This is a genomic window from Mycolicibacterium pallens (genome assembly GCF_019456675.1).
GTDB classification, from domain to species: domain Bacteria; phylum Actinomycetota; class Actinomycetes; order Mycobacteriales; family Mycobacteriaceae; genus Mycobacterium; species Mycobacterium crocinum.
Genome location: NZ_CP080333.1, coordinates 5188159 through 5203706, shown reverse-complemented (window position 1 = coordinate 5203706; position 15548 = coordinate 5188159). Strand labels below are relative to the sequence as shown.

The 15548-nt window shown below is 67.9% G+C and carries 16 protein-coding genes; 9 read left to right on the top strand and 7 right to left on the bottom strand.

Annotated elements, in window-relative coordinates:
• Positions 1-92: 92 nt before the first annotated feature.
• Positions 93-374, top strand: a complete 282-nt coding sequence (locus tag K0O64_RS25355; protein ID WP_125477500.1) for a hypothetical protein — start codon at positions 93-95, stop codon at positions 372-374.
• Here K0O64_RS25355 and K0O64_RS25350 read toward each other — a convergent pair.
• The 3 genes from K0O64_RS25350 to K0O64_RS25340 are packed head-to-tail and all read right to left on the bottom strand — an operon-like array spanning position 337 to position 2612.
• Positions 337-969 carry a TetR/AcrR family transcriptional regulator gene (locus K0O64_RS25350; RefSeq protein ID WP_071949076.1) on the bottom strand — a complete coding sequence of 211 codons (633 nt, stop codon included), beginning with the start codon at positions 967-969 and terminating at the stop codon, positions 337-339. The genes K0O64_RS25355 and K0O64_RS25350 overlap by 38 nt on opposite strands.
• 1 nt (position 970) lies before the next feature.
• Positions 971-1354 carry a hypothetical protein gene (locus K0O64_RS25345; protein ID WP_096312330.1) on the bottom strand — a complete coding sequence of 128 codons (384 nt, stop codon included), beginning with the start codon at positions 1352-1354 and terminating at the stop codon, positions 971-973.
• 19 nt (positions 1355-1373) lie between these two features.
• Complete coding sequence (locus K0O64_RS25340) at positions 1374-2612, bottom strand: cytochrome P450 (RefSeq protein WP_096312329.1); 1239 nt, start codon at positions 2610-2612, stop codon at positions 1374-1376.
• 87 nt (positions 2613-2699) lie between these two features.
• Between K0O64_RS25340 and K0O64_RS25335 the strand changes: the two genes are divergently transcribed.
• Together K0O64_RS25335 and purD are read left to right on the top strand one after the other, a co-directional pair.
• Positions 2700-4238 carry an acyl-CoA carboxylase subunit beta gene (locus tag K0O64_RS25335; protein WP_096312328.1) on the top strand — a complete coding sequence of 513 codons (1539 nt, stop codon included), beginning with the start codon at positions 2700-2702 and terminating at the stop codon, positions 4236-4238.
• A 25-nt stretch (positions 4239-4263) separates the two neighbouring features.
• Positions 4264-5535 carry a phosphoribosylamine--glycine ligase gene (purD, locus tag K0O64_RS25330; protein WP_096312327.1) on the top strand — a complete coding sequence of 424 codons (1272 nt, stop codon included), beginning with the start codon at positions 4264-4266 and terminating at the stop codon, positions 5533-5535.
• Here purD and K0O64_RS25325 read toward each other — a convergent pair.
• Entirely contained in the window at positions 5522-6793 is a 1272-nt protein-coding gene (locus K0O64_RS25325; RefSeq protein ID WP_096312326.1) for a cytochrome P450, read from the bottom strand. The two genes, purD and K0O64_RS25325, sit on opposite strands and share 14 nt — an antisense overlap.
• Before the next feature lie 86 nt (positions 6794-6879).
• Between K0O64_RS25325 and K0O64_RS25320 the strand changes: the two genes are divergently transcribed.
• On the top strand, positions 6880-7668 hold the full coding sequence (locus tag K0O64_RS25320; RefSeq protein WP_071949082.1) for a maleylpyruvate isomerase family mycothiol-dependent enzyme: 789 nt from the start codon (positions 6880-6882) through the stop codon (positions 7666-7668).
• Here K0O64_RS25320 and K0O64_RS25315 read toward each other — a convergent pair.
• A complete protein-coding gene (locus K0O64_RS25315; protein WP_071949083.1) occupies positions 7665-8576 on the bottom strand; it encodes an alpha/beta hydrolase in 912 nt (303 codons plus the stop codon). The genes K0O64_RS25320 and K0O64_RS25315 overlap by 4 nt on opposite strands.
• Before the next feature lie 105 nt (positions 8577-8681).
• Here K0O64_RS25315 and K0O64_RS25310 point away from each other — a divergent pair, with 105 nt between their 5' ends.
• A complete protein-coding gene (locus tag K0O64_RS25310) occupies positions 8682-9311 on the top strand; it encodes a TetR/AcrR family transcriptional regulator (protein ID WP_071949084.1) in 630 nt (209 codons plus the stop codon).
• Positions 9312-9329: 18 nt separating this feature from the next.
• Complete coding sequence (locus K0O64_RS25305; protein ID WP_071949085.1) at positions 9330-10328, top strand: SDR family NAD(P)-dependent oxidoreductase; 999 nt, start codon at positions 9330-9332, stop codon at positions 10326-10328.
• Positions 10329-10346: 18 nt separating this feature from the next.
• Here the strand turns inward: K0O64_RS25305 and K0O64_RS25300 are convergent, their stop codons facing one another.
• Positions 10347-11081 carry a DUF429 domain-containing protein gene (locus tag K0O64_RS25300; RefSeq protein WP_096312324.1) on the bottom strand — a complete coding sequence of 245 codons (735 nt, stop codon included), beginning with the start codon at positions 11079-11081 and terminating at the stop codon, positions 10347-10349.
• Positions 11082-11119: 38 nt separating this feature from the next.
• Here K0O64_RS25300 and purB point away from each other — a divergent pair, with 38 nt between their 5' ends.
• Genes purB through K0O64_RS25285 form a run of 3 tightly spaced genes read left to right on the top strand, consistent with a single transcriptional unit; the run spans position 11120 to position 14714 of the window.
• Positions 11120-12538, top strand: a complete 1419-nt coding sequence (gene purB, locus K0O64_RS25295; protein WP_071949087.1) for an adenylosuccinate lyase — start codon at positions 11120-11122, stop codon at positions 12536-12538.
• Between the two features lie 6 nt (positions 12539-12544).
• The gene (locus K0O64_RS25290; protein WP_164520142.1) at positions 12545-13771 is read left to right on the top strand and encodes a cytochrome P450; all 1227 of its coding nucleotides are present in this window, start codon (positions 12545-12547) and stop codon (positions 13769-13771) included.
• Position 13772: 1 nt separating this feature from the next.
• Positions 13773-14714, top strand: a complete 942-nt coding sequence (locus tag K0O64_RS25285; protein ID WP_096312323.1) for a tellurite resistance/C4-dicarboxylate transporter family protein — start codon at positions 13773-13775, stop codon at positions 14712-14714.
• Here K0O64_RS25285 and K0O64_RS25280 read toward each other — a convergent pair.
• The gene (locus K0O64_RS25280; protein WP_164520141.1) at positions 14682-15527 is read right to left on the bottom strand and encodes a mycofactocin-coupled SDR family oxidoreductase; all 846 of its coding nucleotides are present in this window, start codon (positions 15525-15527) and stop codon (positions 14682-14684) included. The two genes, K0O64_RS25285 and K0O64_RS25280, sit on opposite strands and share 33 nt — an antisense overlap.
• Positions 15528-15548: the final 21 nt, after the last annotated feature.

Genomic DNA, 15548 nt, shown 5'->3' with positions numbered 1-15548 from the left:
CCGTGTCACAAATGTGACATTTGTGCACCAGTGTTACCGAAGTGAAATCGAGCGCCGCGGGCGTCGATCACAGTGTGCGGTTAGGAGTGGTGATGACTTCTATGACCATGTACGACCAGTCATGGACTGCCCCGACCATGCTCAGCATGTGGACGGAGCCGGCGACCAAGCGCAGCAAGGTCGTTCGTCATGCATCCAAATGGGTGGGCGCCATCGACACGACCGTGACCGTGCTCTGCCCGCCGGTGGTGTCGGCGTGCGCGATCTTTGCCGCCGTCGTGTGGCCTGCCCACGACCCGAGCGACATGGTCGGCCACTCGGCGATCTCCGCGCCGATCAACGCCCAGGTGCAGCAGAGCGCTCCGGCGCCGTAGCGGACGTCAGCAACGCCGCGCCGACCCAGCGGCGCAGATACTGACGCAGCCCGGTCCCTTGCCGGGGTGGGCGGCCCGGATCCAGCATGAACGACTGGATGATGCGGAGAATGTGCTCGGCGAGTTCGATCAGTTCGTCATCGCTGAATCCCGCTGCGGCCCAATCAACATCGAAGCGACGCAACATCGACCCGGCGAAAGACAGCGCGACGTCCGAGGTGACCTCCGCGCTGAATGCACCGAGCCGTTCCGGTCCGAGCAGCAGACCCATGTGCTTGTCGTTGGGCAGCGCTTCCACTGCGGCCGCAATGCCTTCGGTCACCGCCTCGGCCGGGTCGGTGATGCCGGCCAGGTGCTCGGCCATCCGGTCGAGGAATCCGCTCGCCGCCGCCATGGCCGCGGCCTGCAGCAGCGCGTCAGTGCTGGGGAAGTAGCGATAGACCGTTTGGCGGGTGACGCCCAACGTGCGGGCCACGTCGGCGATGCTCAGATCGGCGCCGCGGGCGTCGATCGCCTGGTTGGCCGCCGCCAGAATCCGAGCGACTGCTTCCTCGTCGGTGGCGGGTGCCGACCCCGACCAGCCGTGGGTGCGCATGTCAGCCGCCCACTGCCGCGGAATACGCCATGCCGCCGAAGAACAGCATGACCAAGCACAGCGCCAGGCCCCCAACAGCGAAGGGCCACGCCGTTTTGCGCCGGACCAGTTGCACGATCGCGATAACGATGCCGATCAGGCCGATCAGCGCCGCGATGGCCACCGACGTCATCACCGCGGTCACCGCGCCGTCGACGCTGCATGTCGCCGGCGGGCAGTAGTCGAGGAAGGCCAGCGAGAAGAGTCCGAGGAACCCGGCGCCCACGCCGACCACCACCGTCAGGACCATGACGACGATCGAGATCGTCAGGTCGGCCGCCGAACGCGTCGGCGTGGCCGGCGGCGGCGGATAGCCGGGGTAGGGCGGATAGTCCGGGTAGCCCATGACCCGGGATGTTATCGCGCTAGCGATAGGAGACCGGCAAATGCTTGACGCCGTTGAGCCAGCCCGACCGCAGCCGCTGCGGGTCGCCGAGCTTGCTGATGTCGGGGATCTGGTTGGCGATCTCGTTGAAGATCAACTTGATCTCCATTCGGGCGAGGTTGGCGCCGATGCAGAAGTGCGCCCCGTTGCCGCCGAAACCCAGGTGCGGGTTCGGGTCACGCAAGATGTTGAACTGGAACGGGTTGTCGAAGACTTCCTCGTCGTAGTTGGCCGAGCTGTAGAACAGCCCGGCCCGCTGCCCCTCGCGAATGGTGACACCGCCGATTTCGGTGTCTCTGGTCGCGGTGCGCTGGAAGCAGTGCACGGGCGTGGCCCAGCGGACGATCTCGTCGGCCGTCGTCTCCGGACGCTCACGCTTGAAAAGGTCCCACTGGTCCGGATTTTCGAAGAACGCGTTCATTCCATGGGTCATCGCATTGCGGGTGGTTTCGTTGCCGGCCACCGCCAGCAGGATGACGAAGAACGCGAACTCGACCTCGCTCAGCGACTCGCCATCGATATCGGCTTCCACCAACCGGGTCACGATGTCATCGGCCGGACACTTCCGGCGGTCCTCGGCCATCGAGTACGCGTAGCCCATCAGCTCGGCGTTCGCCTCGATCGGGTCGACGTCGTTGAACTCCGGGTCATCGGTATTCATGATGCTGTTGGTCCAGTGAAAGAGCTTCTGGCGGTCCGCTTCTGGGACACCCAGCAGATCGGCGATGGCCAGCAGCGGCAGCTGCATCGCGATGTCGTCGACGAAATCGCCGGTGTCTTTCGCGGCGGCCGCGGCCACGATGTCGCGAGCGGCGTCGGCGAGCTTCTCCTCGAGCTTGGCCACGGCGCGGGGGGTGAACAGCCGCGAGACGAGCTTGCGCAGCCGGGTGTGCTCGGGCGCGTCGTGGTTGATCAGCAGCGCCTTGGTGATGTCGACCTGGTCTTTGGTCATGTCGTCGGCGAACCGCATCACCACGCCCTGGGCGTTGGTCGACCACAGGTCGCCGTCGCGGGAGATGTCCCGGATATCGCGATGCTTGCTGATCACCCAATAGCCACCGTCGTCGAAGACGGTGCTGCCCAGCGGCTGCTCGTTCCACCAGACCGGGGCGGTCTTGCGCAACTGCGCGAATTGCGCGACGGGCATGCCCTCTTTGATCAGGTCGGGGTCGGTGAAGTCAAAGCCCGCTCCGAACGGACACACGCTGGCGGTGGTCATGGTCTACCTCGCTGTCGTTGTGATGTAGCGCACCTTTGCAACGACCATACACCTTCGAGCTATGTGTATGCCCGTTAGGTTCGGTGGATGACCGACCGCCCCGATCTCGCCGAACTTCTGCGCCGCCGGGCGTTGACCGAGGACGCGGCGCGACCCGATGCGGTGGAGCGCCGGCATGCCGCGGGCGGGCGCACGGCCCGGGAGAACATCGCTGACCTGGTGGACGCCGATTCCTTCGTCGAATACGGGCGATTCGCGATCGCGGCTCAGCGCCGCCGCCGCGACCTCGACGACCTGATCGCCCGTACCCCCGCGGACGGGCTGATCGCCGGGACCGCCCAGGTCAACGGTCACCCGTGCGCGGTCCTGTCCTACGACTACACCGTGCTCGCCGGCACCCAGGGCTTCGTCGGGCACCGCAAGAAGGACCGGCTCTTCGAGCTCATCGAACGGATGCGATTGCCCACGATCTTCTTCGCCGAGGGCGGTGGCGGCCGGCCCGGTGACACCGACGTCCCCACCGTGTCGTCGCTGGAGACCCGAGCCTTCAAGCTGTGGGCGGCGTTGTCCGGTGTGGTGCCGCGCATCGCGATCGTCAAGGGCCGCTGTTTCGCGGGCAACGCGGTGATCGCCGGCTGCTCGGATCTCATCGTCGCCACCGCCGACACGTCGATCGGCATGGGCGGCCCGGCGATGATCGCCGGCGGCGGGCTCGGTGACGTCGCGCCCGATGCCGTCGGTCCCATTTCGGTGCAGTCACCCAACGGTGTCGTCGACGTCGTCGTCGCCGACGAAGCCGAGGCCGTCGCAGTGGCCAAGCGACTACTCGGATACTTCCAAGGCGCCACGGAACCCGGCGATGTCGCCGACCAAACCTCTTTGCGCACAGTCATTCCCGAGCGCGCCCGGCGGGCCTATCCGATCAAGCCCGTCATCGAGACGATCGCCGACCACGGGTCGGTGACGTTCCTGCGGGAGAAGTTCGCCGCGGAGATGGTGACCGCGCTGGCCCGGATCGACGGCCGCCCAGTCGGGGTGATCGCCAACAACACGATGGTGATGGCCGGGGCGATCACCGCCGCGGCGGCCGACAAGGCGGCACGCTTCCTGCAACTGTGCGACACGTTCGGGCTGCCGGTCGTCTCGCTCATCGACTGCCCGGGCTACATGGTCGGCCCGGCCGCCGAGGCCGAGGCACTGGTGCGGCGTGCCTCGCGCATGCTGGTCGCCGGCGCCGCACTGCGGGTGCCGTTGGTGGCGGTGATCCTGCGCCGCGGTTACGGGCTGGGTGCGCAGGCGATGACCGGCGGCAGCCTGCACGAGCCGCTGCTGACCGTGGCGTGGGGAGGTGCCCATCTCGGCCCGATGGGGCTGGAGGGCGCGGTGCGCCTGGGCATGCGCAAGGAGCTGGAGGCCATCTCCGACGACGCCGAGCGGGAACAGCGGGTTGCCGAGGCCACCGCGGCGATGGAGGAGAACGCCAAAGCGCTCAACGCCGCTCAGATCTTCGAGGTCGACGACGTCATCGACCCAGCGGAGACCCGCGGTCTGATCATCGCGACGCTGGCCGCCGCAGCGGCGCGCGGCGAACTCCCGCCACCGAGGCGGTTCGTCGACACCTGGTAACCGATGCGGGCGATAGGGTGCTCTCGTGCGCGTCCTCGTGATCGGATCCGGTGCCCGCGAACATGCCCTGTTGCTGGGCCTTCGCAAAGATCCCCAAGTCGACTTCCTGGCCGTCGCGCCCGGTAACGCGGGCACCGCGGCGGTGGCCGAACAGCACGACGTCGACGTGACCTCCGCCGAGGCGGTCACCGCCCTGGCCAAGAAGGTGCAGGCCGATCTGGTGATCATCGGTCCCGAGGTGCCGCTGGTTCTCGGTGTCGCCGACGCGGTGCGGGCCGCTGGGATCGCGTGCTTCGGGCCGTCGAAAGACGCCGCGCGGATCGAAGGTTCCAAGGCGTTCGCCAAAGATGTGATGGCCGCGGCAGGGGTGCGCACCGCGGGCAGCGAGACCGTCGACAACCCCGCCCATCTCGATGCCGCTCTCGATCGGTTCGGGCCCGCCGCCGGCCAGCCCGCCTGGGTGGTCAAGGATGACGGGCTGGCTGCGGGCAAGGGTGTCGTGGTCACCGACGACCGCGATGTCGCCCGCGCGCATGCCGCGTCGCTGCTCGACTCCGGGCATCCGGTGCTGCTCGAGTCCTTCCTCGACGGGCCCGAGGTGTCACTGTTCTGCCTGGTCGACGGAGCGACGGTGGTTCCGCTGCTACCCGCGCAGGACTTCAAGCGGGTCGCCGACTTCGACGCCGGACCCAATACCGGTGGGATGGGCGCATATTCACCACTGCCCTGGCTATCCGCCGAAACAACGTCCGCGATCGTCAGCGGAGTCGTGGAACCCGTTGCGGCCGAACTGGTTCGCCGCGGCTCGGCATTCTCCGGGTTGCTGTACGCGGGCCTGGCGATGACCAGCAGCGGACCCGCGGTGGTCGAATTCAACTGCCGCTTCGGCGATCCCGAGACCCAGGCCGTCCTGGCCCTGCTGGAATCACCACTCGGGCAGTTGCTGCATGCCACCGCGACCGGAACGCTGGCCGACGCCGGCCCACTGCAGTGGCGCGACGGATACGCCGTCACGGTCGTGGTGGCCGCCGAGAACTATCCGGGCCGTCCGCGGGTCGGCGATGTGATCACCGGGTCCGAGGCCGACGGCGTCCTCCATGCCGGCACCGCGCGGCGCGACGACGGCACCATCGTGTCCTCCGGTGGACGCGTAGTCTCGGTCGTCGGCACCGGAGCCGACCTGGTGGCGGCGCGCGAGGAGGCCTACCGGATCGTGAACTCGATTCGCTTGCCGGGCAGCCACTTCCGCAGCGATATCGCGTTGGCAGCCGCCGAAGGACGCATCACACCAGCTTGACCGGCAACCGCTTGACGCCGTGGATCACATTGCTGTGCAGGTATTCCGGCTCGCCGACCTGAACCTCCGGTAGCCGGGTGAGCAGCTGGTGAAACAGTTGCCGCAGTTCGGTCCTGGCAAGGTTGGCGCCCAGGCAGAAGTGCGGGCCGCCGCCACCGAAACCGAAGTGCGGGTTGGGCGAGCGGGTGATGTCGAACTCTCCGGGGCGGTCGAACACCGCGTCGTCGCGGTTGGCAGAGCAGTAGAACAACGCCACCTTCTCGCCGGCCTTGATCTGCGTGCCGGCCAGCTCGGTGTCGACCGTCGCATGCCGGGCGAAGTTCAGCACCGGAGTGGCCCACCGGATGAACTCCTCTGCGGCCGGCCCGATCCGCGCGTCGAAATCGTCCATCAGCCAAGCGCGTTGGCCTGGATTGTCGGCGAGCGCCTTGAACGCGTGGGACGTGGTCTGCTTGGTGGTGTCATTGCCTGCGGAGGCGAGCAGCACCATGAACGAGCCGATCTGGATGTCGGTGAGCTGGTGGCCGTCGACCTCGGCGTTGACGATGTTGGCCATCAGGTCGTCGTGGGGCTCGCGACGCCGCAGCTGAGCCAGCTCGATACCGGAACTGGTCAGGATGCCAATCTGGGTCAGCGCGTGCGTGGCGCGCTCCTCGAAGCTGGCGTAGTCGTCATCGGTGGCGCTGAACAGGCTTTCGGCCGCGTACGCCACCGCTTCCTGGTCGGCGGGAGCGATGCCGATCATGTCCGAGACGGTCCGCATCGGGAGCTTCGCCGAGCATTCGGTGACGAAGTCGATCTCCTCGCCGTCGCGCAGCCGCTCGATCAGCCGGTCCACGATGTCGGCGGCGTTGGCTTGAATCTGGGCCTCGATGCGACGAACCTGTTTCGGGGTGAACGTCGCGCTGATCAACCGCCGATACAGTGTGTGCTCCGGCGGATCCATGGCCAGGAAGAAACTCGTGGCCTGCTGAACCTCGGCCGGGAGGGGGTCGACGCTCATGCCCAACGCCGAACTGAAGATGTCCGTGTGCTGACTGACGTACTTGATGTCGGCATGGCGGGTGATCGCCCAATATCCGGTCTCCGAATGGGGGAAGACCGACGACACCGGCGCATGCCAGGACAACCCGTCAGCGGCCCGCAGCTGCGCGAACGTGCGGTCGCGGGTGGCGAAGTCGGCCGTCCAGAAGTCCGGCGCGGAGATGTCGAGCGGGTGGTACGGCCGCGGGGAGAGCGGTGGGCTTTCGACGGTCATGATCTCCTCGCGAAGGGCTGCCGGAAGGCTTATCGAATGGTTGACAGTAACTGCGACTGTAGACAATTCCAGAACGGGAGACAATCATGGCGCACGTGACCCTGGACCGCGGCGCGGCGTTCAAGGCCGAACGAGCTGACGTGCTGGCGTTCTGCGCCGGTCTCGAGCCCGCGCAGTGGCGGATGGACAGCCGCTGCCAAGGCTGGCGGATTCAGGACGTCGTCGCGCACATGGGCACCGGCTGCCGCGCAATGTTCAGCCCTGCCGCGGCAAAACTGATGCGTACCAACGACATCGAAGCCGCCAACGATCTGATGGTGGACAGCCGACGAGATCGCTCCGGGCCTGACGTCCTGGCCGAGTATCGACGGTGGAGCGGGGTGGCAGCCGCGGTCTTTCCCCTGATGGGTCGTCGTCCCCTCGGTGGCGTGCCGATGGCGCTGGGGGAGCTCGGCCGCTTTCCGTTGCGGGTGCTCACCGGCGCGATGGTCTTCGACCACCACACCCACCTGCGTCATGACATGGCGCCGGCATTGGACCGCCCCGCGCCGGGTACCGACGCCAACCGGATGGCCGTCGTTCTGGAGTGGATGATGGCGGTGTTGTCCAACCAGACCCGGGCGGCCACTCCGGCATGGCTGGATCGGCCGCTGGACATCACGTTGACCGGACCGGGCGGTGGCACGTGGCGCGTCGGCGCCGACGGTGGCGTCGCGGCGGGTCCGGGCGGCGGCGCAGCCGCGGAGATCACCGGGCTAGCGCTGGAGTTTCCGGAATGGGGAACCCGGCGGGCCGCCTGGCGTGACCGAGATGTGCGGATCAGCGGGGACGTCGACTACGCGACGGCGTTCCTCGACACCGTCAACATCGTCTAGGCCGTGAGTAGTGGTGCCATCCAGGCGATCTCACCGGGCAGCTGCGAACTCCAATACCCGCCGTCATGGCCGCCGGGGGAGAAGCCGCCGGCCGGCGGATTGGGCAGCTGGGCGATGAACTGCTTGGTTGCTGCGTAGAACGGGTCGCTGTTGCCGCAGTCGATCCGGATCGGGATCGAGGCCAGCGCGGGAAGCCCGAACACGCTGTTGGCGGCGAAGTCGTCGGGACCGTCGAAGGCGCCCGGCGCGGCTGCGCCGGAGGACAGCCACAGCGCCGGGCTGACAGCGGTGATCGCCGCCGTGCGCGCCGGTCCGAGGCGCGCGCCAAGCAGCAGCGCCCCGTAGCCGCCCATCGACCATCCCAGGAATGCCACCCGGGAGGTGTCCAGCCCCTGACCGGACAGCATCGGGATCAGCTCGTCGAGCACCATTTTCCCGGAGTCCTCGCCCGATGCACGCTGGTGCCAGTAGCTGCCGCCACCGTCGACCGCGACCACTGCGAACGGCGGCAGCCCGGCCGCCACCGCCTGAGCCAAACCTTGTTCGACGCCACCGGCCATCACGCCCGCCGCGTCCTGGCCCTTGCCGTGCAACGCGATGACCGGCCGTAATGGGGTGGTCTGCCCCGGCGGGCGGGCGATCGCCCAGTTGGTGCTGACGCCGCCGCGCGCGGCCGACACGAACGAGCCGGTGACCATTGTGGGCGCGGCGACACCGGATGCCGGCGGCTCCAGCGGCGCAGGCGGTGACAGGGGAGCGCCGACACCGGTCATCGCGACGTCACGGCCGGCATGAGTGGCCGCGGAATCCAGCATGCGGCCGGCGGCGACGGCGCCCGCGGCACCTGCGACGGCTCCGGCGCCGAGTCGCAGAACTGCGCGACGGCTCAGGTTCGCCATGCGGGCCATCTTGCCATCGTGGCCGGATGCGGGCGATCGAGCCTAGTGCCGCGTCAAAGCGAGGTTAATGATTCTTCGCCAAAGAGCGATGTCCCGCTGACGCTGCTGGCAGCATTGCTGAACGTGACGGCAGCGATGACCCCGAAGGGGGAACGACGACGGTATGCGCTGATCAGCGCGGCCGCCGAGCTGCTGCGCGAAGGCGGCTTCGAGGCGGTGCGCCATCGGGCCGTCGCGCGCCGCGCAGGTCTGCCGCTGGCGTCGACCACCTACTACTTCTCGTCGCTGGACGATCTGGTGCTCAAAGCCGTCGAGTACATCTGTGCGGTGGAAACCGCCCAGCTGCGTGCCCGGGTCGACGCGCTGCCGCGCCGGCGACGCGGCGCGGAGGCCACCGCCGATGTGCTCGTGGAGATGCTGGTCGGTGCTCCGGACGGCGAGGCGAGCAGCGAAGAGTTGATCTCGCGGTACGAGCGCTACATCGCGTGCGCCCGCCATCCCGAACTGCGTGAGATCCAGTATCGGCTGTCTCGGCAGCGGGTGGATGCGGTGGCCGAAGCGGTCGCACGCTCGCGGCGCACCCTGCGGATCGATCTGGTGCGGGCGCTGATCCACGCCGTCGACGGCGCGGTGGTCTCGGCTCTGGTCAGCGACGGTGACGGTCCGCGTGAGGTCGCCAGGGCGACCGTGATGGACGTGATCGACGTGTTGGCGCCGATCGATGAGCGCACCGTCCGGGTCTGAGCGATTACGTTCGTAGACATGGATTTCTCCGGTCTCGCCCGGCCGGCCGCGGAGCTGCTCGACGGCGTGATGGACCGAGCGTTGATCGTCGGCTACACGAAGATCGGCTCCGGCCTGCGCCGGCATTGGTGGGCCGCCGACGCCGGGCCGCGGGCGCTGCTGGGCAAGCGAGTGTTGATCTCAGGGGCGACCGCCGGAATCGGCCTGGCCATGGCGCGCTCGTTCGCGGAGCTGGGCGCAACCGTGCACCTGCTGGGCCGCAATGCCGACAAGGTCGACAGGTCATGCGCGGGGATCCGGGAGTCGGTGCCTGGTGCCCACGTGATCGCCGAGGTCTGCGACGTCTCGGACCTCGATGCGGTACGGGAGTGGACCGCCGACTTCGCCAACCGGGTGCCCGCGCTGAACGGGTTGGTGCACAACGCCGGTCTGATGCCCAAGGAACGCACCCTCACCCGGCAGGGTCATGAGGTGCAGCTGGCCACCCACGTGCTGGGCCCGCATCTGATGACCGAGCGGCTGCTGCCGCTGCTGCGGGCGGCGGGCGGGGCGTCGGTGGTGTGGGTGTCCTCGGGCGGCATGTATGGCTCACCGCTGGTGGTCGACGATCTGGAATTCCGGCGCGGCTACAACGGGGTGCGCGCCTACGCCCGCACCAAGAAGATGCAGGTGGTACTGGCCGACTCGTGGGCGCGCCGGCTGGCAGGCACCGACATCCGCGTCGAGAGCATGCATCCCGGCTGGGTGGACACCCCCGGCGTGGCCGAATACTTGCCGCGGTTCCGGGCGGTCACCCGGCCGCTGCTGCGCGATGTGGCCGACGGTGCCGACACCGCGGTGTGGCTGGTCGCGACCCGGCCCGAGTCCAAGCCCGGCCATTTCTGGCATGACCGAAGCCAGCGGCCGACCACGTTCGGGTGGCAGCGTCACGAGAACCCCGCCAAGGTGCGGCGCCTGCTGGAACAAGTCAGCCGGCTGACCGGCACGTCGGAAACGTGGCCCGGCCTGCGGGCATGAAAATGCTTCTGCCGCAGCCTAGTTCGACGGCGGTGTCGGGGTGACGATGCAACCGGTGCTGGGGTCGCCGTAGATCGTCACGTCGTCGGGTCGCCTGGTGGCGAACAGCGCGACGTAGGCGCACAGCACCGCGTCGATCGGGTCTTCGGCCTTGCGCAACTGCGACTTGCGGGTCGCGGCGCGCACCGACTCGGTGAGCTGACACCAGCCGTCGTCACTGTCAACGCGCAGCGGTGGGCTGGCGTTGCGCAGGCCTTCGATGTAGCCGATCAACCGCAGCAGCTCGGTCTGCAGCTGCGGGAAATCACGACGGGTCTTGTGCTTGTACTTCAGGGTGCGCTCCAGGCCGAACAACACGACACCGGCCGCGTGCGGAAACACCTCCAACGCTTTGCGTGGCGAGGCGGAGCGCGGGTCGAGGTCCAGGTCCATCGCCCGGCACAGCCGGGCGCCGCGGCCGCCGTCGGCGAACCACGCCAGCCCGGTATTGGCGGGATACGCCCCGGCGTGGAAGCGGCGGAAGTCCCGGTTCAGCAGCGTCTCGCCCGGCCTGGTGCCGGTCGGATTGGTCACGACCAGCGGGGCGTCGACCGCGACCACACAGGGACCGGTGACGTACGGGGCCAGTTGAGCCAGGATGTCGGCGTCGTCCCCGGCCGCCGCGACATGCCGCAGCGACCCTCCTGTGTCGACGACCGCGACCCCGGTGGGGTTGCGCTCACCCCACGCGAGGTCGACGCCGGCGAAGTACACGCAGGCCAGCTTGCCCGACGACCGTAAGCTAGTGCGTTGTGACAATCCCTAATGTCCTGGCCGGACGGTATGCCAGCGCGGAGATGGTCGCGATCTGGTCGCCGGAAGCGAAGATCGTCGCCGAACGCAGGCTGTGGCTGGCGGTGCTGCGCGCCCAGTCCGAGCTCGGCGTCTCGTTGCCCGAGGGTGTGGTCGAGGACTACGAGAAGGTGCTCGAGCAGGTCGACCTCGCGTCGATCGCCGCCCGCGAGCGGGTCACCCGCCACGACGTCAAGGCCCGCATCGAGGAATTCAACGCCCTCGCCGGACACGAGCACGTGCACAAGGGCATGACGAGCCGCGACCTCACCGAGAATGTCGAGCAGCTGCAGATTCGCCGCTCGCTGGAACTCGTGCATGCGCATGGGGTTGCGGTCGTCGCCCGCCTGGCCGAGAGCGCGCTGCTCTACCGCGATCTGGTGATGGCCGGCCGCAGCCACAACGTCGCCGCGCAGGCCACCACGTTGGGCAAGCGGTTCGCGTCGGCCGCTGAGGAGACACTGGTCGCGCTGACGCGGATTCGCGAGCTGATCGACCGCTACCCGCTGCGCGGCATCAAGGGCCCGATGGGCACCGCCCAGGACATGCTCGACCTGTTCGACGGTGACGCCGTCCGGCTGGCCGAACTGGAACGCCGCGTCGCCGAATTCCTCGGCTTCAATGCGGTTTTCACCAGCGTCGGCCAGGTCTATCCCCGCTCCCTGGATCACGACGTGCTCTCGTCGCTGGTCCAGCTCGGCGCAGGTCCGTCGTCGTTCGCCCACACCGTGCGGCTGATGGCAGGCCACGAGTTGGTCACGGAGGGGTTCGCGCCGGGACAGGTCGGTTCGTCGGCGATGCCCCACAAGATGAACACCCGCAGCTGCGAACGGGTCAACGGACTGCAGGTCATTCTGCGCGGCTATGCCTCGATGGCCGCGGAACTGGCTGGCGCGCAATGGAATGAAGGTGACGTCTTCTGTTCGGTGGTGCGCCGCGTCGCGCTGCCGGATGCGTTCTTCGCCATAGACGGGCAGATCGAGACGTTCCTGACGGTGCTCGACGAGTTCGGTGCCTACCCCGCAGTGATCAAGCGGGAACTGGATCGCTACCTGCCGTTCCTGGCCACCACCAAGGTGTTGATCGCGGCGGTCCGGGCCGGCGTGGGCCGCGAAACCGCGCACGAGGTCATCAAGGAGCATGCGGTCGCCGTCGCACTGGCGATGCGCGAGAAGGGCGCCGAACCGGATCTGTTGGACCGGTTGGCCGCCGACGACCGGTTGCCGCTCGACCGGGCCGCATTGGACGCCGCGCTGGCCGACAGGACGGCGTTCACCGGGGCGGCCGGCAGTCAGGTCGACCAGGTGATCGCGGCGGTCGACGAGGTGGTCAGCGCCTACCCTGACGCAGCCAAATACACTCCCGGCGCGATCCTGTAGACGCCAGTGTTGCTGCGCGACATCGACTTCACCGACCTCGATAATTTCGCCGAGGGCTTCCCGCATCATCTGTTCGCGATCCATCGCCGCGACGCGCCGGTGTACTGGCACGAGCCCACCGAGAACACCCCGGACAATGAGGGCTTCTGGTCGGTGGCCACCCACCCGGAAACCCTTGCGGTGCTTCGGGATCAGGACACCTATTCGTCGGTGACCGGCGGCGAGCGTCCGTTCGGCGGCACGCTTCTGCAGGATCTGTCGATCGCCGGTCAGGTGCTCAACATGATGGACGATCCGCGCCACACCCACATCCGGCGGCTGGTCAGCTCGGGGCTGACCCCGCGGATGATCAGCCGGGTGGAAGACGATCTCCGCCGTCGCACCAGGGTTCTGCTGGACGCCGTACAGCCCGGAGTGCCCTTCGATTTCCTGGTCGACGTCGCTGCCGAACTGCCCATGCAGATGATCTGCATCCTGCTGGGAGTGCCGGAAAGCGAACGGCATTGGTTGTTCCGCGCGATCGAGCCGAGCTTTGACTTCGGGGACTCCCGCAAGGGTGAGGTCGGCACGATGTCGATCGAGGAGGCCGGCTCACGGATCTTCGCCTACGGCACCGAGCTGATCGCGAAGAAGCGTGCCGAGCCCGGTGACGACATGCTCTCCGTCGTGGCCAACGCCACCGTCGACGACCCGGATGCGCCGTCGCTGACCGACATCGAGCTCTACCTGTTCTTCAACCTGCTGTTCAGCGCCGGTGCGGAAACCACGCGTAACGCGGTGGCCGGTGGCCTGCTGGCGCTGGCCCAACATCCCGATCAACGCGCCCGGTTGGGGGACGATCCCGAGCTGCTGCCGACCGCCGTGGAAGAGATCATCCGCTGGACCTCGCCGTCACCGTCGAAGCGGCGCACCGCAACCCGGGACACCGAACTCGGTGGCTGCGCGATCCGCGCCGGTGACAAGGTACTGGTCTGGGAGGGTTCGGCCAACCGCGACGGGTCGGTGTTCGACGATCCGGACTGTTTCGATGTCGGCCGTAAACGTAACCCGCACCTGGGGTTCGGTCAGGGCGTGCACTACTGCCTCGGCGCCAACCTGGCCCGCCTCGAGCTCCGCGTCCTCTACGAAGAACTGCTGAGCCGCTTCTCTGAGATCCGCGTGGTCAAGCCGGTTGAGTGGGCCCGGAGCAACCGGCACACCGGCATCCGGCACATGTTCGTCGAACTTGGCTGATATGCGGCCACCGCCCGACGTGTTCGCGGCGGTGATGGCCACGGGCATCGTCTCGATCTCCGCGGCCGACCACGGGTATCGCTGGATCAGCTTGGCGCTGGCCGTGATTGCGGCTTGTGCGCTGCCGGTGCTCGTTGTGGCGTGTGCGCTGTCCTGGCGGCGATCACCACCGGATTTTCGCGACCCTGACGTTCTGCTGCGGATGTTCACCTACGTGGCGGCGTGCGCGGTGTTGGGAGCGCGGCTGGCCGAGTATCGGATCGCGCTGTGGATACTGGCCGCGCTGGCACTGCAGTTTTGGCTCACACTGACGCCGGTGGTGATCCGCCGAATGTGGCGGATTCGCTGGATCGGATTGCGCGACTGTTCGCACGGCGCATGGGAATTGGCCAGTGTGGCGACGTCGGGCGTGGCGATCCTGGCCGCCGACCTGCACTGGCTGTTCGGCGCGCTGGTGTTCTGGGCGCTGGCGCTCGTGGTGTACGCCGTGATGACGGCGCTGATCTTGTGGCGGGCGTTCCACGAACGGCTGGATCCCGGCGGGTTCGAACCGGACGGCTGGATCCTGATGGGTGGCCTGGCGATCGCGACCCTGGCCGGTGATCGTATTCATCGGGTGTGGCCCGCGGATGCGGTGGTGGCGATCACCGTGGTCACCTGGGTGCTTGCGACACTGTGGATTCCGGTGCTGGTCTACTTCGCGATCCGGCGCCTGAATCTTCCCGGCGCGTGGGGGTTTCGGGGTGTGTGGTGGGCGATGGTGTTCCCGCTGGGCATGTACTCGGCGGCGACGTTCGCGATGTCGCGCGAAACCGGAGTGGCTGCGTTCGTCACCACGTCGCTGGTGTTCTTCTGGGTGGCGTTCGCGGCGTGGCTGATCGTGACCGTCAGCGGATTGCTGTACCTGCGTTCACATCACCGCGTGTCCGGCATCGACCGGTAAAGCGACACCGGTGATATAGCGGGCCTTCGGGCTTGCCAGGAACACCACGACGTTCGTGACGTCCTCGGCCTCGACGAAGGGGACCGGCAACAGATTCGCCGACAGTGCGGCACCGTTGGGGTTCTCCTGGAACGTCTTGAGCGTGTGGTCGTTGAGGATCATCGGGGTGCCGACACCGCTGGGGTGCACGGTGTTGACCCGGATGTTGTGCTGTGCATAGGCATTGGCCGCCGAGCGCATCAGCCCGACGACACCGTGCTTGGCGGCGGCGTAGGCGAACATCGCCGCGCTGCCGTCGCCGCCCTTGCCGACGAGTCCCTGCGCGGAGCTCGTCAAGATGATGGCGCCGCCGCGGCCCTTGCGGATGATCGAGGGCACCGTGGCCGCGATGGTGTGCCAGACCCCGTTCAGGTTGGTCTCGACGATGTCGCGGTACACGTCGGTGTCGAGCGGATCCTTCAGCCCGATCGCCACCACCCCGGCGTTGGCCACAACGATGTCGACGTCACCGAGAGCGTCCACGCCGCTCTGCACGCCGGCCTGCAACGCGGCCAGGTCGCGGACGTCGGCGACGACGGGAACGACCCGGCGCCCCTGGGCCTCGACCAGGCGGACGGTCTCGTCGAGGTCCTCCTTGGAGGCCAGCGGGTAGGGGATCGAGTCGATATCGGCGCAGCGGTCGATGGCGATGATGTCCGCGCCTTCGGCGGCCAGCGCCACGGCATGACTGCGGCCCTGGCCGCGGGCCGCGCCGGTGACGACGGCGACGTTGTCGATGAGGTCTCCCACGACGCGGACTCTAACCGATCGCATCGCGACTGTGAGAAGCTTCTG

What these genes read in the sequence shown, in the direction of transcription:
- K0O64_RS25315 (WP_071949083.1), bottom strand. Translation starts at nt 8,576, where the DNA reads ATGGCCCGCATGGCGAACCTGAGCCGTCGCGCAGTTCTGCGACTCGGC.
- K0O64_RS25325 (WP_096312326.1), bottom strand. Translation starts at nt 6,793, where the DNA reads ATGACCGTCGAAAGCCCACCGCTCTCCCCGCGGCCGTACCACCCGCTC.
- K0O64_RS25305 (WP_071949085.1), top strand. Translation starts at nt 9,330, where the DNA reads ATGGATTTCTCCGGTCTCGCCCGGCCGGCCGCGGAGCTGCTCGACGGC.
- K0O64_RS25335 (WP_096312328.1), top strand. Translation starts at nt 2,700, where the DNA reads ATGACCGACCGCCCCGATCTCGCCGAACTTCTGCGCCGCCGGGCGTTG.
- K0O64_RS25320 (WP_071949082.1), top strand. Translation starts at nt 6,880, where the DNA reads ATGGCGCACGTGACCCTGGACCGCGGCGCGGCGTTCAAGGCCGAACGA.
- K0O64_RS25340 (WP_096312329.1), bottom strand. Translation starts at nt 2,612, where the DNA reads ATGACCACCGCCAGCGTGTGTCCGTTCGGAGCGGGCTTTGACTTCACC.
- K0O64_RS25285 (WP_096312323.1), top strand. Translation starts at nt 13,773, where the DNA reads ATGCGGCCACCGCCCGACGTGTTCGCGGCGGTGATGGCCACGGGCATC.
- K0O64_RS25350 (WP_071949076.1), bottom strand. Translation starts at nt 969, where the DNA reads ATGCGCACCCACGGCTGGTCGGGGTCGGCACCCGCCACCGACGAGGAA.
- K0O64_RS25355 (WP_125477500.1), top strand. Translation starts at nt 93, where the DNA reads ATGACTTCTATGACCATGTACGACCAGTCATGGACTGCCCCGACCATG.
- K0O64_RS25345 (WP_096312330.1), bottom strand. Translation starts at nt 1,354, where the DNA reads ATGGGCTACCCGGACTATCCGCCCTACCCCGGCTATCCGCCGCCGCCG.
- K0O64_RS25280 (WP_164520141.1), bottom strand. Translation starts at nt 15,527, where the DNA reads ATGCGATCGGTTAGAGTCCGCGTCGTGGGAGACCTCATCGACAACGTC.